Here is a 14872-nt window from a genome sequence, read left to right as displayed (position 1 = left end):
ACAAGGACGAAGAAAAAAAAGGGGCAAGAAAGACAGCCTTCAAAAAGAGGTCAAATTTCCTGAAACTGATGTCAAAGGATAAGTCGGCTATTATTGGGATGATTATAGTCGTTGCATTTCTTGGCTGGTCCGCAATACAGGGTTTTCTGGAGTATATGTCATCATTTCCTAAGTATTCCAGCTGGGGTTATATTTTGTTACCATCAGATCCATATCACACTGTTTTGGCAAATAGTCTCTTACCACCTTCAACAAAATCGGTAGCATTTTGGTTTGGAACAAACCTTGAAGGGGAAAGTATTCTATCTAGAATGCTCTTTGCAATGCCGAGAGATGCATTCGTATCTGTTATAGTGGTTTTCTCTGCAATAGTCATAGGTGCTATTCTTGGGATTAGTGCTGCGTATAAAGGTGGATGGCTCGAAACAATAATTATGAGGTTGACCGATTCTTTTCTGGCAATACCTGCGTTAATCCTTGTAATTGCAATATCAATTCCATTGAGAGCTACTTATTCTGGTGTCATATTGGGGTTGAGTATAGTATGGTGGCCAACATATACAAGGTTTTTCAGAGGTCAGGTATTGAGATTAAAGAACATGGATTTTGTAGAGGCAGCAAAAATTAATAACGTTAAAACTCACAATTTCTTTATAAAATATCTCTTCCTGAACAGTGTAGATCCGATTATTGCATATGCTGCATTGGATTTTGGAAATGTAATTCTAACGTATTCAACCCTTGCGTTTCTAGGCATAGGTTTATCGATTCCGATACCAGAGCTTGGTGCAATGGCCTCAAATGGGTTGAGTTATCTACCAGCGGACTGGTGGTATTCATTCTTCCCGGGGATTACAATTTTAGTTATAGTGATAGGATTCGTTCTGGTCGGAGACAGGTATCAAGACCTCATAAACAACAGGATAGACTATTAAGGTGATCAATTGTTACTGGAAGTAAATAATTTAAAGGTAAGCTACAAAACCATAAATGGCATTTCAACAGTGCTTGAGGATTTCAGCCTGAAGATGGAAGAAGGACAGATTATTTCCATAGTAGGGGAATCGGGTTCAGGTAAAAGTACTCTTGGGCAGGCAGTCACAAAATTGTTACCCATGTCTGGAGTGGTATCCGGGGAAATTTTGTTTGAAAACAGGGATGTGGTGAAATTAACTGAGGATCAAATGACAATTTACAGGGGAACAAGTGTTTTCATGATCTTTCAGAATCCTCTGAACAGTTTAAACCCTGTTAAGAGAGTTGGGTATCAGCTTATTGAGGCAATCAGAATTAGAAGCCAGCGAAAGAATGAGAATCTTTCTGAAAATGATATGCATAAAGAAGCTGTAGAAACGTTAAAAATCATGAGGCTACCAGATCCAGAGGAAATAATGAAACGATACCCACATGAGCTTTCTGGAGGTCAGGTTCAGAGAGTAGTCATATCTATGGCTATAATTTTAAAGCCAAGATTGCTTATAGCCGACGAACCAACAACAGCTCTAGATGTAACCATACAGGCACAGGTTATAAATCTATTGAAGCAGTTAAATAAGGAATTTAAAATGTCCATTATTTTCATAACACATGATCTCAGTTTGGCATATGTTTTATCCGATAGGATACTTGTAATGTATGCAGGTCGAATTGCAGAAAATAGTCCTGCTGAAAATATTGTAAAAAAGCCTCTGCACCCCTACACAGAAGGTCTGCTTAGAAGTGTCCCTAGTAACTATAAATCCTCTGGGGAATTATATTCTATTCCTGGCTCTCCACCTTCTTTTTTCGATATGCCGACAGGATGCAGATTTAACCCCAGATGCAATAAGGTGTTTGATAAATGCAGAAAGGAAGAACCTAAGTTGATAAATTACCAGCAAGATATTATGGTGAGGTGCTGGCTTTATGAGTGAAATATTCAGATTTGAAAATGTTAAAAAATTATATCCTGTCCAGAAAAAACAGTTACTAGACACTATTGCAAGGAGAAAGATACCGAATGTAAGGGCACTTGAGAACATTAACTTGACAATTGAAACTGGAAAAATTCTCTCAGTAGTTGGAGAAAGTGGTTCTGGAAAGTCTACACTTGGTAAGATTGTTGCCACTATCGAAGAGCCCTCTGAAGGAAAGATCTATTATGAAGGAAAAGAGATCAATCAAAACAGTATCAGGAACGTGAGAAAAAATGTTTCAATGGTTTTTCAAAATCCTTCAACATCTATTAATCCCCGAATGAAAGTAAAGGATCTTGTTTCAGAACCATTGGGAAGATTCGATGAAGAGGCAGTAAAAAATGTTCTAAATTCCGTTGGACTGGATTATGATGATTCGAAGGATAAACAGCCAAGAGAATTTTCTGGAGGTCAGGTTCAGAGAATCGCGATTGCAAGGGCACTAATTAAGGAGCCAAAATTACTTGTTCTTGACGAACCAACGTCCGCCCTAGATGAATCGATACAGGCTCAGATGTTAAATCTTCTTATATCTATCCAGAAAAAGAGCAATCTTACATACATCTTTATAACTCATAATATAGGAGTAGCTAAATACATAAGTGACGAAATGGTCGTTATATATGCTGGTCAGGCAGTTGAAATTGGCGATACTAAAAAGATTCTTGAGTCACCTCAACATCCTTATACTCAACTTCTGATCAGTTCTATTCCATCTTTTAACAGCAAGGAGGTCGCCTCTCCAGTAGGCGACGTACCAAGCCTTATCAATCCTCCTGAGGGCTGCAGATTCCATAACAGATGCCCTTTCGTCATGGAAATATGCAAAACGAGGGAACCTGGTTATGCAGATGTAAATGGGGTAAAAGTGATGTGCTGGTTATATGGGAGCAATGGAAATTAAAACTACATTAAAAGCTACAATCCTGATAGCCATTTTCTCTGTATTTCTAGAAATTTCACCAAAAAATTTCACCAATTATCTTATTTTCCTTTTAATATCCTATCTATTGGTTGCTTTGTATATACTTTGGAAAAGAAATTATAAATTTATAATAACGGATTCAGAGATAGAAGTTAAGAATTTCTTCCTCAATCACACAATTCTATCAAGAAACGTGTCTGAGGCTTTTTCAACTCAAGGTTACCTTCAAAAGAAATTTGGTTTGGAATCAATCTACATTATATCAAGGGGACGAAATCTTCTCATAAAAGATAAACCACTGGGAAATAAAATTCACAGCGACTTAAAAATAGTTCTGGGTGAAAGATTTTCCGATTGAAATAAGTAAATTTGATAGAATTGTGAATAATATATATTAAATTCTTAATATTAATTAGTAGGTTTTCTCGGATTTTGTTGGTTTCCATGATATATAATTGACTTAAAAATTACCATAATCTTTATATTTAGCATTTAACTATTTAGGCTTATGGTAAAACATACTAATGCTATAATAGCTGTCGTGGTTGTTGTCATTTTGATTGCCGCGGGTGTTTCTGTACTGGAATTTTATCATCCAGCTAAAGCTACATCCTCAGTACTTACTGACACATCTCAAACTGCTGCACCAGGGGAACTGGATCCAGCAACGGGATTTTTTACGACAGATGAGCCGCTTTATACTGCCTTGTATCAGGAATTAACTGAGTTCCATAATTCTGGTGTAGGAGTTGTGCCGGCTCTCGCTAAAAGTGTAACAAATGTTTCACAACAGAATTATACTTTCACATTGAGACAACATGTCACATTCAGTAATGGAAAACCCATGACTGCTCCTGATGTTTGGTTTTCAATCTACAGGACAATCATAATGGGGCAGGGAGTATCCACATCTAACTACCCAAATATACTGTTTAATGCTTCTGACTATGCAGCAACTGGTATTGCATTACCATGGGGCACAATTGGAGCATTTGAAAACGATACTCTTTCTCATTACAACGTTAAAGGAAATAACTTAACAGTAACAACTAAAAATACTGCAAACGCTCTTGATTATGTACTGTCTAATTTTAACACAAACAAATCAAACATGATGCTAATGAGTTATGCTCATCAGGCTGTTGTTGTTAATGGGAATTACACTGTTACAGTAAAGGGTCTCTATGTTTATTCATTCATGCTATCAGATCTGGCCGGATGGTGGGGAGCAGTAATATATCCAGGACAAGTTGACGCAAATGGTGGAGTGATATATAATCAGCAAAATACCTACATCAACGATAATGGTGCAATTGGAACTGGGCCATACGAAGTAAAATCTGCAAGTGCCGGTCTTGATACTGTGGTTCTGCAGGCAAATCCTAACTACTGGGTATCTAAAAGCACAAACACACCCTCATCCCTCCAAGCTCCTCACATTCAGGAAATAGTCATAAAATATGCACTATCTCACGCAGACAGAGTTGAGGAATTTGACAAGAATACGTCACAAATATCTACAGTTTCCCCTGCATCCTTCAAGAACATTATAACTAGTTTCTATAATAGCTCAGAAGCCAATTATAATCTTGTAAAATCATTCCCAATAGATGGAGTATTTTACTTCTCAATGAATACAGAAAGATCATACACCAACAACATACATTTCAGAAGAGCACTTATAGAGGCAAATAACTATACAGAACAAACTAGCATATATAACAACAATTACAATGGTCAACCAGAGGCTTACAATGAGCTTGGACCAATTTCCCCTTCATATGGTAGCGCATTCTACAATCCTCTAAACCTCCCATTGCAGAGCCAGAATCTTAAATACGCATTACAGAACATATCAATGGCTGGAAATGAATCAGGATACTACGTAACAGTTGGTACTCATAAATATGGAGATACATCTGGATATGATCTTAGTACTGCAGTTACATTCAATCTTACTGGAATATCACCAATAAATTCAATAGAAACTGCTCAGTTTACATATGCTATTGGTTCCTTCGCTAAAATTGGACTGCATTTTGCATCAAAATCAGTTACTGAGGCAACATTTGCAGGTCTTACGAAAAACAGTTCATTCCCGAGGTTTATGGACCTTGGATGGGTACCTGATTATCCAGATCCAATTGGACAGCAGTTAATGCCTGTGTACGATATACAGCAGGGTGGAGCTCTAGGCGGAAATGATGCGTTTGTAAATAATAAGACGTTGCAGAATCTCTTTTCAACCCTTGATTTCCAGTCATCTGCAGTCCAGGCCCATGACATGAAAGAAATATACAACATTACCTATAACCTATCAGCATATATCTGGCTTCCAATGCCAAACAACGTATATTTCATACAGCCCTATGTCCACGGGTTCGTTGATAACGCGTTCGTTGGTTACTTCTATAACTTACTGACCATTTCATATCACGGATCTTCAGCATCCAGTTCAGTGGCAGTAGCAAATCAAAATTCATCAAACAATGTACAGGCATTCGTATCATCTATGCAGGCTGACTCAAGTATATTTTCCAGGCTGTTTTAATCAGCCATACGATTTTTATTAACCTTTATTTCAATTCATTTTTGAATAAATTAATTTTTTATAAGATCAAAGTTCAACAGAAAATTCAAAGATTCGTTTGACGATTATGAAATTTATGAATAATTATTTGTAGGATTACAGAACTAAATTTTAATGGGAGATTCTGTCACCAAGATGAAAGAATTTTCCCTGGTGGAAAACCAGAGGTTTCTTAGTACCATCGTAGTAGCCATTCAGTACCTCTCCAATGAAAGCAGCGTGATCTCCTACTTTGAATTCATTAATTACCCGGCACTCGTATACTGATATACACCCCTCTATTAAGGGCGCTTTTATGAACTTGCCATAAAAAGTAGCTATATGTCCTTTTTGAAATTTGTTAGTATCTTTCAAAGAGTAGTTACCGGCAATATGAGCAAGTTCTCCCTGTTCATCTGAGCAGTAATTGATACCAAATTCTCCAGATCTGGATATAAGTCTGTATGATTCACGCTCATACCCCACCATAACTCCTATGAGAAATGGATCTATGGACACCCTTATGCTCCATTCAGCTGACATAACATTATCCACATTTCCATTTCTAGAGGTAACTAATGCAACTGTGGTTGTGGTATAGTTCTGAGATTTATCTAAATCCTCTATCAACACCAGGCTGCATTATGAAATCGTATAAAATAGTGTATAAACATCTGCGAAACATCTTAAAAGAAAAATCTATACCCCCTCATAATGGTAAAGGGAAATCAGATCCCATTTTCAAACTTTTCAAAGCCATTAAAAGTTGAAAAGGAAAATGGATTTCTTAAATTTCAAACAGATTTAAGTATATTCAACGGAAAGAAGTTATTCCAGAATATCTTCATCTACTGGATAATTGAGGAATCTATTATTTCTGACAGGAAAGGAATTATTAGATTTTACATAACAGGAGACGGGATAAAGGCCAAACCACTTTACAGGAAGAGTGTTTTTGAGTCATTTGGCAATATTGGGTGGTCTCTCAGACTTCCCGATATCATAAAGAATTTTGTAGTATTATGCAATTTTAGTGATGGTTTAAATTCTAATCTTAATGAGGCCTATTATTCCCTGAATAATTCCTTAAAGAGGAAGGATAGGAAACTATGTTTCTTCAAGTTAATGGAAGCTGTAAAAATTTACGGTTTCCCCGAAAAAGACCATGATATATTTTATGAGTATGTAGATAATGATAGATACAAAAATAAGTTTGGTTACGAGCCCCACATTCAAAGTGAATCCGATAATTTGCAATTAGAAACAGAAATGTTTAATTTGCTTGAAATGAATCCAACAGAAGACCCTGAACTAATTAAATCTTCATACAGGAAAATGGTAAGAAAATATCATCCTGATCTCTCTGAAAATGCTGACAACTCTGAATATACTAAAAAAATAAAGGAAATAAATGCAGCCTATGAATATTTGCAGAAACGTTTTAATTAATCCTTTTTGTTTGTATTGACACTTGTATGATAATAGCATTTTAAAACAATTATTATTTAAAAATTAAGGATGCCCAATCTTTTTCAAAGAATTAATAAATTGGTTAAATCTACATGAATGATTTAGATGGTTCAAATATATACAGAAAATCAGGAACTTAATTTTTACAAAGATATCAAGGATGGTTCCACTCTTGCAATTTCAGGGTTTAATCTTGCAAATACCCCAGAGTTTCTTCTCAAAAAGTTGTACGAGAATTATAAACTAACGGGTCACCCTAGAGATTTGTTCATAGAAACAGATGCACTTCCTGCCTCAGTTGACAGGGCTCTTGATGCAGTTCTTAAAGAAATGTATGAGACAAATGATTTCTCTCTAATTAGGGGTTTGTTGATACCATTCATGGGTTTCTCTCCATTTTTACAGAAAATAACCCTAGAGGATAAAATACCTGTGTATGGGTGGCCTATTGGAATAGCATCATACTGGTTCAGGGAAGTTGCCTCAGGAAGACCAGGTCTTTTGACAAGGATAGGAATAGGAACATTTCTTGATCCGGATCAGGACAGTGGAACACTTAATGAAAGTGCAAGAAAGAGCAATATGTGCAAAATTACAAAACTGAACATTTCTGGCAGCCCCTTATTACTTTATGAGGCACCCAAACCTGATGTCTGCTTTGTAAGGGTATCATCATCTGATATTATGGGCAGTCTATCAATGGAAGACGAACCTATCAGGGGAACAGTAATAAATATAGTACAGGCAGTGAAGGCTAGACCCAATCCTGGGACAGTAATTGCACAGGTGAAGTTGCTGGATAATGAAAAACAGTTTGCTCCCAGGATGGTTGAAGTACCGTATCCATTAGTGGACATAGTTGTTAGAAGCCCCAGAGAATATCACTGGCAGGCACCTTCGTTTGAATATGATCCAAGGGCCTGTTTTAAGATTAATCCTTCAAACATTACCGACAGCATCCTTCATGATCTTCAAAATTCCAATGTTCCATACATTCAGAGTATAATCGCAAAAAGAATCGCACTTGAACTCGTATCAATGAGAAAAAAGAAAGGAAATACAATTTTACTTAACCTTGGTGTTGGAATACCTGCACTAGTTTCATCAATTCTTTCCAGGGCAGGGTATTCCAGGGATATTGTTACAGTTGTAGAATCGGGACCGTGGGGAGGTATAGCTCTAACTGGTGGCGATTTTGGGGTATCCATGGGTGCCTTTGCCCTGTCCACAATTCCAGATATGTTCTCAAACTATGAGGGCGGAATAATAGATGTTGCATCACTTGGGTTTCTTCAAATTGATGGCAGTGGGAACGTGAACCCTTCCTATATCCCGAATAAGCTAACAGGACCTGGTGGTTTTTCAGTTATTGCACAGGGATCTCCAACATCTTTATTTGCAGGTAATTTCACCGCTGGGAAAATTGAATTACAGTTTAAGGACGGAAAATTGAAAATATTAAAAGATGCGAATACAGTTAAATTTGTCAAGAAGGTGTATAAGATATTCTTTAGCGGAAATGAGGCTCTGAAATATGGTAAAACTGTAAAGTATTTTACAGAGAGATGTGTTTTTGATCTGACACAAAAAGGTTTGTGTATAACAGAAGTGCCAGAAGGAATAGATATTGATAAGGATATTGTAGAGAAGATGGAATTCAAACCAGATGTGAGCAGGGATATAAAAAAGATGCCTGAGATCGTTTTCGGTTCACAGGAAATGGAAAGAAGGGATATTGAGACGTGGGCTACAGAAATCTAATACAAAATCCCAATCTCTTTATAAATTATGATTAGCATGTATGGAAGAGAGAAAATGAAGAAAGGAGTGGAGATATCGTTTCAGTTGAACGATTCCGATCAGAATCAGGAAATCGTAAAGGCTTTAGGTAATTTAACGGGAAACCATTTTCTGAATAATTACGTTGAGAAGTGGAGTATTTTCCACGTAACCCTAGGAGATCATGTATTCTTCAAGGTACTTTATAGCGGGGAAAAAATAGGAAAGTTACACCCTGCCATAGAAAAGGAAATTAAAGAATATTTTGACGATCTCTCAAAGAACAGTCAGGAAGATCTGATGAAGGAATATAAAAGAGCGAAGGAAAAGGGTGGATTTAAGGAAGTGGAAATTAAGGAACTAAAGGAGGAATACGATCTCTGGCAGGATCGTCTCTGGGATTATATTTAAATAATAAATTAATACATTTATTAAGTTCAATTAATGAGTTCCAGGTATTTGCGCTCTATCTGGTTCGTGGGTTCTATCCATCTTATCTTTAGATTCTTCTCCCGGAAGTAATCAATTACGTCATCGTTGGATATGTTTTCATCTCTCTGGATAGTTACAGTATTTCCATGATCCTCAATGACCTTTATGGAAGATGTTTCCAGGGAAGATGCTTCAGGTTTACTGTAAAATGTGACATTCATTAGATTTGTTTCTCTTTCATTTTTCATCTCAAGCATTTTTGTACCGTGATTAATAATTACAACTTTGTCTGCTATTTCCCTCGCTTCTGAAATCAGATGTGTGCTTAGGATTACCGTTTTCCCCTCCTTTACATTTATCTCTCTAATTATTTCAATAAATTCTCTCATCCCTCTTGGATCAAGGCCAAAGGTTGGTTCATCAAGTATAAGTAGCTCAGGATCCATTGTCATAGAACATGCCAGTGCAAGCCTCTGCTTCATCCCTCTGGAATATGACCCACTCTTTTTATTTATGAATTCTTCCATTTTTAGCATAGAAGATAGCCTTTCTATCTCATCTTTTATCTTTTCTTTTGAGGCTCCCTTCACCTTGCATACAAAATTAAGAATTTCAGTTCCATTGAGATATGGATAAAACTCCGGGAGTTCCACCAGTGGACCAACCTTTTCAAGCGCTTTCATTGGATCATCCTGTACATTTATTCCTGCGATCTTAAGAGTCCCTTTTGTCGGATGTATTATATTTGTGGAAATTTTTAACAATGTACTCTTTCCTGCACCATTAGGACCAAGAAGTGCTACGCATTCACCCTTATGAACATCTAAATTAAAATCTTGTAAAGCATAAAAATTTCCATATTTTTTGCTTAAATTAGCTGCTTCCAGTTCCATCATCACTTCACCTCCTTACGTTCAAATAATATTAAAGTAATTCCAAAGCTTATGATTGCATAAAGTGCAAGTATCAGTGAACTTGCAATTATCTCATGGGTAGATGCTGACAAGCTTGATGGTACAGTTGTTGTTATACCAAAGGAAAAGTTCAGGAAAACTCTGTAAACTATGGTTTCAGCTTCGTTTAATAGATAGTATGGGGTTACCTTATAAAGTAACTCTATTATGATGGTCCCTGCATTGAAGATTAATAGATAGATCAGGAGAACTGATATGTAAGCGTAGGTATTTTTGTTAAATAAACTGCTTATCAAAAAAGTAACTCCTGAGATTGAAAATATGAATAGGATCGTAAGAAGAAAGCTATATAGAAACTGGATTAGAATTATGCCATATATATACTGGAAAGTAGCAATCTCAATTACAGTAAAGGTCACAACTATTAGGGAAGTAACTGTAACTGCTGCCAGGTATTTTCCCGTTAACAAAATAGTTCTGGGTATAGGAAGGGTAAAGATATGAAATGCCGTCTTACTTTCTATTTCACTTGAAATGGCTGGTGAACCAAAAAATACTGATGCAAATACAGGGAGCAATGAAAGTATAAATGTCCATAGATAGGCAAGAACCAATTCATCTCCGTGAGGTCCAATAATATCTAGCCCTGCTCTATGTGCAAAAGATGAAATTTGAGATTGATATCTAAAGGAAAGATAAATTAAAAGTATGGACACGAGAATTGCCATTAGAAACATCAAGTAGAAACTTTTTGATCTGTAATAATTCCTGAAGTAATATACATAAGTATCTTTTAGAAGAGAAGCTCTCTTAAACATAATAGGTAATGTCCAAAAGATATTTAAAAAAAGTCAATAAAAATTCTTACAAATTAAAATTTAGTATTTCCAAGTTCAGATAATATTTCTGTTGCCACATATCTGTAATTGGCGAAACCTACATTAAATTCTGCACTGTAAATTCCATTTACGGAATTATAATTATAAGTAACAGTCAGATTAGACGGAAGAATACCAGTAATTAAGGAAATGTTCTTGTCGAGGGAATGATCTACGCCTGTGATTGTAATATTTGTAAATTTAGCTGAAACGTTTCCATATATTACTACACCACTGAACATATTTGAATACACACTTACACCTGAGCTTTTTGAGATTGGAATCGTTTTTGAATAGTCCAACGCTGAAAGATTTACATAAAATGAAATTCCGCTCCCCTTCATTGCAAGGAAAGACTGATGTTCTTTCAAATACTTACCGGTATGATTTGCATTGATTGCCATTTTTACACCTGAAAGATTGGAAAGCACAATAAATGAGTTGCCTATAGGTGCCACATATATAGAACTGGTTACATTCCCTGGAAGGTTACCTGCTGCGGAGAGGTTTATTGAATTCGATAAGGATATGTTTGATACCCTGTAAATGTTGTAGCTCTCATAGGTCATATAATATTTTACTGAAACATTACTTCCTTTAACTGTGTTTGCAGTTGTGTTAGAGGAATTTTTTGCTGTATTTTCAAAGGCACTAAGGTTGTAATTCAGAATTACACCTGCTGTGGTATTTGATGCATAAACTATGAAATTAGTATTGTTCACTTTATAGTCAACAAGAGCGGAAACCCCTTCGGGAATAAAATGAGTCATTGGAGGTGTTGATGAGGATAAATAACTGTATGCAACGTATGAAGTTGGGGCTGCAACACCAACCACTATAACAGCTATAATAATAATTTTAACAATTGCTATCATAAGAAAATAATTGAATGTGTCTATTAAAAGTTATCTCAAAATATCCTATAAAAATGGAACTTCTTGAAACAACTAATCACCTTTGGGAAACATATTATAGTTCTGAAAACATTCAGTAACTGAATTTGCGTTTTATTTTTAATAAAAGGCACATAAGTCCGAGTGGGGTAATTTGGATATCCTAGAGGCCTGCGGAGCCTTTGATCCGGGTTCGAATCCCGGCTCGGGCGTCATAACAAAAGGTTAGAACTCCATAAAGCAAGAGCTATAATTGTGAACTGATTCAAATTATGTTACTTATTTTTAAGGAAATAAATTTTTTAAAGGAACCTGTGATGCAAAGTCTTGAATGTCCCGTTCGGTAATTTGTTTCTTACTTTTATTACAAAATTCAGCAACTTCGCTTTCTAGGGATTTGTCAAATGTAACTAAATGAAAGTAATTCAATTTAACTGTATTTTTTCCTCTAATTTGATATAGGTCGAACTTTCTCCAATACAATCCTTTCGTAATTTTTACTGGATTACTAACATTATCAAATGTGACATTATTATTTTTAGATTCAAAATCCTTCTTCCATTGGGTGATTTCCTGTGTCGGATGTTTACCGTCATGATCAAAGATTACAGTTAGTTCTAGAGAACTATAATTTAGTGAAAAGTTGATAATATTCCCCAAAAAAAAATTCTTTACAAAACTTTTTCCACCCTCCTCTTTTATTAAAAAATCTAATTTATTTTTTTCACTAATAAATTTTCTTAAAATGTCAGTTTCACTATACCTCTTTTGTTCCTTTTTTCCTCGATTTTTGTAATAGAGATATTCTGAATTTCCAATACTGTTATCCATTATTTTCTTAAGAAAAATTCCATCATGTAAGCCCTCTATTATAACAAGCTTTTTCAATCAAATACCTCTCAGGTCTAGTTCTAGATCATAAACACTTTCTTTCGCTTCTTTATACGTCATTCTTTCTCCAATTATGGAGTCATCCATTTTATTCAATCTAAGCATCACTAGATTCCTTTTTAGAAATTCTTGAATTTGGGTTTGTTCCTGGTTAAATAGTGATTGTATTAAATCTGAACTATGTGTCGTTATGAATAGCTGAATTTTTAAAGAACTTGAGATTTGTGAGATATACTTGACCAATTCTGTCACGTATCCGGGATGCATGTGAATCTCTGGCTCCTCTAATAAGATAACAGATTTCGAATTTTCGTTTGATTTCAATATTGCTAAAATAGCAACAAGTGTTTGAAACCCCTCTCCCATCATACTAAATTTCACTGTTTTTGTGCCATTTACCGTATCAAATACTAATTCAGTAAAATCAAATCTTTTCAGGTTTGGTAAAATTATATCACTTTTTAGTATTTCTTCAATTTTCAATGCAAGTTCCTGATTTCCGTCCTTTTGGTCCAAGAGCGTGTTCAAAGTTTTGACTGGATCATTAACTAAAATTATCTTTTTATATTCTCCAAATTTCCTATTTTTTACTTTTCTGGAGTTAACAAACGGATTTAAATCATGCCTCATATGATAATCAAGCAGATATTTTAATTGCAACTTTTTATTTTTGTAAAGTCTTTCGATGACCTCACCGGTCATTATTATTTCATTCAACCTAAAATTTTCTCCCTTAAACAATGTTGACTCCCCTCTATTATATTTAATTAACACACAGTCTTGAAATAATTTTTTATTATTATCGGAATTTAACTGATCTTTAATAACATTATTTATGGTTTGTTGGATGATAGAAATTTCATCATGGATCTCAACCTTGGTTGCATTCTTATTCTTGCCAGGACTATTTTTTCTTTCCAAATTATACCGTTTGTCTTTTCTAATTTGATTAACCCGTTCTAAAATAGTGCTGGCAATATTCTTATATACATCCTGTTCACTTATTTTTTCAACCTTTAAGGATTTGCTGCTATTTGTATTTCCGGTAAGAACTAAGTTAATTTCAAGTGCATTTACTAAATAGTTTACTATAGAGGATGGGGAATCTGAATAATTTTGTTCAAAGAACACTCTGTCCATTGTCACAGCAATAGCTTCTAGAACTGAAGTTTTTCCGGTATTATTTCTGCCAACGATAACATTTAGAAGCCTCGGCTTAAATTCCAGTGAATCAATTCCTTTGAAGCTCTCAATATTAATTTCTTTAATCCTCATTTTTATTTGTCTTTGTATACCTATTAATTTTATAAAGTTGTTCTTAAAACAATATTTATATTCTTAATTATTCCGTTTTGTAAATTGAAGTTACGATCAATCAATTATATATGAAAAATTCATTTATCGATAACTGAAAGGTACCCAAATGGATGACTTTATTATACTCCAAGACTTCTTTTATAACTAATAACCCTCGTAATAGAAAGGAAAGCACTTTTAAATATTTCTGCAGATAATATTTGAAGGGGAGTTCTGAAAATCTCCCAGAAAACACCATAAAATTTATTCATGAAACACGCATGTTACTGCGTGAGTGATCTCTTCGACACAGCTCTTACGGAGAAATACAAACAATATTTCTTAAATGGTCCATTTGCATTCATGAAGCATGCCATTGACTGGAGTGGATTTGATCCACTTCTTAAGGATCTGTATTGTAATGATACAGATAAGGGAGGAAGACCCAAGATTCCAATCATAACAATGGTAAAGGATCTCTACATTCATTCCATATACAATTTAATGGATGAACATTCTGAGAAGGAGATCCATGATAGAATATCATTCATGAACTTTCTTGACTATCCTGATATTTTCTATTGCGTCATCAAAAGGGTATTTCATTTTCACAGGTAATCAGTACAGCAGGGAAACGAGTTAGAATGAAGTTCGTTTGTTTGTTTTGTTTATAATATACATGCATTTAAGATCGTTAATGGATAGCGTGAGCTCTTAATCTTTCAAAAAAGATAGAAGAAAAAAAGGATAACTCTATAAGTAATCAGGTGAAATTGTTCTATTTTCTCTTCTACACGTTAAGTTCTGGCATACTTGTGGAAAATAGAGAGGAAATTAAAAACCTCAATAGTCTCTTTTTGAACATTTATT

Annotated in this window: 15 protein-coding genes and 1 tRNA gene; 10 read left to right on the top strand and 6 right to left on the bottom strand. The window is 35.1% G+C overall.

The features are described from left to right. The first annotated feature begins 68 nt into the window (after positions 1–68). From CSP5_RS05045 to CSP5_RS05025, 5 genes are all read left to right on the top strand, one after another. Positions 69–935 carry an ABC transporter permease gene (locus CSP5_RS05045; protein ID WP_394335019.1) on the top strand — a complete coding sequence of 289 codons (867 nt, stop codon included), beginning with the start codon at positions 69–71 and terminating at the stop codon, positions 933–935. Between the two features lie 9 nt (positions 936–944). Continuing rightward, entirely contained in the window at positions 945–1913 is a 969-nt protein-coding gene (locus tag CSP5_RS05040; protein ID WP_148689793.1) for an ABC transporter ATP-binding protein, read from the top strand. Further along, the gene (locus CSP5_RS05035) at positions 1906–2859 is read left to right on the top strand and encodes an oligopeptide/dipeptide ABC transporter ATP-binding protein (protein WP_148689792.1); all 954 of its coding nucleotides are present in this window, start codon (positions 1906–1908) and stop codon (positions 2857–2859) included. The genes CSP5_RS05040 and CSP5_RS05035 overlap by 8 nt, the downstream gene beginning before the upstream one ends. Beyond that, positions 2840–3238, top strand: a complete 399-nt coding sequence (locus CSP5_RS05030; protein WP_148689791.1) for a PH domain-containing protein — start codon at positions 2840–2842, stop codon at positions 3236–3238. Before CSP5_RS05035 ends, CSP5_RS05030 begins: the two co-directional genes overlap by 20 nt. A 150-nt stretch (positions 3239–3388) precedes the next feature. After that, positions 3389–5431: an ABC transporter substrate-binding protein gene (locus CSP5_RS05025; RefSeq protein ID WP_148689790.1), complete on the top strand. Its 2043-nt coding sequence runs from the start codon at positions 3389–3391 to the stop codon at positions 5429–5431. Positions 5432–5581: 150 nt separating this feature from the next. Here CSP5_RS05025 and CSP5_RS05020 read toward each other — a convergent pair whose 3' ends face one another. After that, the gene (locus CSP5_RS05020) at positions 5582–6082 is read right to left on the bottom strand and encodes a flavin reductase family protein (RefSeq protein ID WP_172399412.1); all 501 of its coding nucleotides are present in this window, start codon (positions 6080–6082) and stop codon (positions 5582–5584) included. An 81-nt stretch (positions 6083–6163) separates the two neighbouring features. Between CSP5_RS05020 and CSP5_RS09870 the strand changes: the two genes are divergently transcribed. The 3 genes from CSP5_RS09870 (at position 6164) to CSP5_RS05005 (ending at position 9109) form a co-directional block, all read left to right on the top strand. Then, positions 6164–6898: a J domain-containing protein gene (locus CSP5_RS09870; protein ID WP_197685796.1), complete on the top strand. Its 735-nt coding sequence runs from the start codon at positions 6164–6166 to the stop codon at positions 6896–6898. A 126-nt stretch (positions 6899–7024) separates the two neighbouring features. Beyond that, the gene (locus tag CSP5_RS05010) at positions 7025–8680 is read left to right on the top strand and encodes a CoA-transferase (protein WP_148689788.1); all 1656 of its coding nucleotides are present in this window, start codon (positions 7025–7027) and stop codon (positions 8678–8680) included. Positions 8681–8707: 27 nt separating this feature from the next. Then, positions 8708–9109, top strand: coding sequence for a DUF2004 domain-containing protein (locus CSP5_RS05005; RefSeq protein ID WP_241869797.1), 402 nt, complete (start codon positions 8708–8710; stop codon positions 9107–9109). A gap of 26 nt (positions 9110–9135) precedes the next feature. Here CSP5_RS05005 and CSP5_RS05000 read toward each other — a convergent pair whose 3' ends face one another. The 3 genes from CSP5_RS05000 to CSP5_RS04990 are packed head-to-tail and all read right to left on the bottom strand — an operon-like array spanning position 9136 to position 11797. Next, positions 9136–10026, bottom strand: coding sequence for an ABC transporter ATP-binding protein (locus CSP5_RS05000; protein ID WP_148689787.1), 891 nt, complete (start codon positions 10024–10026; stop codon positions 9136–9138). Beyond that, positions 10026–10862, bottom strand: coding sequence for an ABC transporter permease (locus CSP5_RS04995; RefSeq protein ID WP_148689786.1), 837 nt, complete (start codon positions 10860–10862; stop codon positions 10026–10028). Before CSP5_RS04995 ends, CSP5_RS05000 begins: the two co-directional genes overlap by 1 nt. Positions 10863–10915: 53 nt before the next feature. Beyond that, on the bottom strand, positions 10916–11797 hold the full coding sequence (locus CSP5_RS04990) for a hypothetical protein (RefSeq protein ID WP_148689785.1): 882 nt from the start codon (positions 11795–11797) through the stop codon (positions 10916–10918). A 156-nt stretch (positions 11798–11953) separates the two neighbouring features. Here CSP5_RS04990 and CSP5_RS04985 point away from each other — a divergent pair. After that, positions 11954–12027: transfer RNA gene (locus CSP5_RS04985), tRNA-Arg, on the top strand. Positions 12028–12100: 73 nt separating this feature from the next. Here the strand turns inward: CSP5_RS04985 and CSP5_RS04980 are convergent. Both CSP5_RS04980 and CSP5_RS04975 read right to left on the bottom strand, forming a co-directional pair. Next, positions 12101–12703, bottom strand: a complete 603-nt coding sequence (locus CSP5_RS04980; protein ID WP_148689784.1) for a hypothetical protein — start codon at positions 12701–12703, stop codon at positions 12101–12103. After that, positions 12704–13981 (bottom strand): ATP-binding protein, encoded by a 1278-nt coding sequence (locus tag CSP5_RS04975; protein WP_148689783.1) that lies wholly within the window; start codon positions 13979–13981, stop codon positions 12704–12706. It abuts the gene before it with no gap. Between the two features lie 312 nt (positions 13982–14293). Here CSP5_RS04975 and CSP5_RS04970 point away from each other — a divergent pair, with 312 nt between their 5' ends. Then, entirely contained in the window at positions 14294–14620 is a 327-nt protein-coding gene (locus CSP5_RS04970; protein ID WP_172399411.1) for a transposase, read from the top strand. The last annotated feature ends 252 nt before the right edge of the window (positions 14621–14872 follow it).

The organism is Cuniculiplasma divulgatum, from assembly GCF_900083515.1.
Lineage (GTDB): Archaea > Thermoplasmatota > Thermoplasmata > Thermoplasmatales > Thermoplasmataceae > Cuniculiplasma > Cuniculiplasma divulgatum.
The sequence above is the reverse complement of the archived record's forward strand: the minus strand, read 5'-3'. Positions and strand labels throughout refer to the sequence as shown.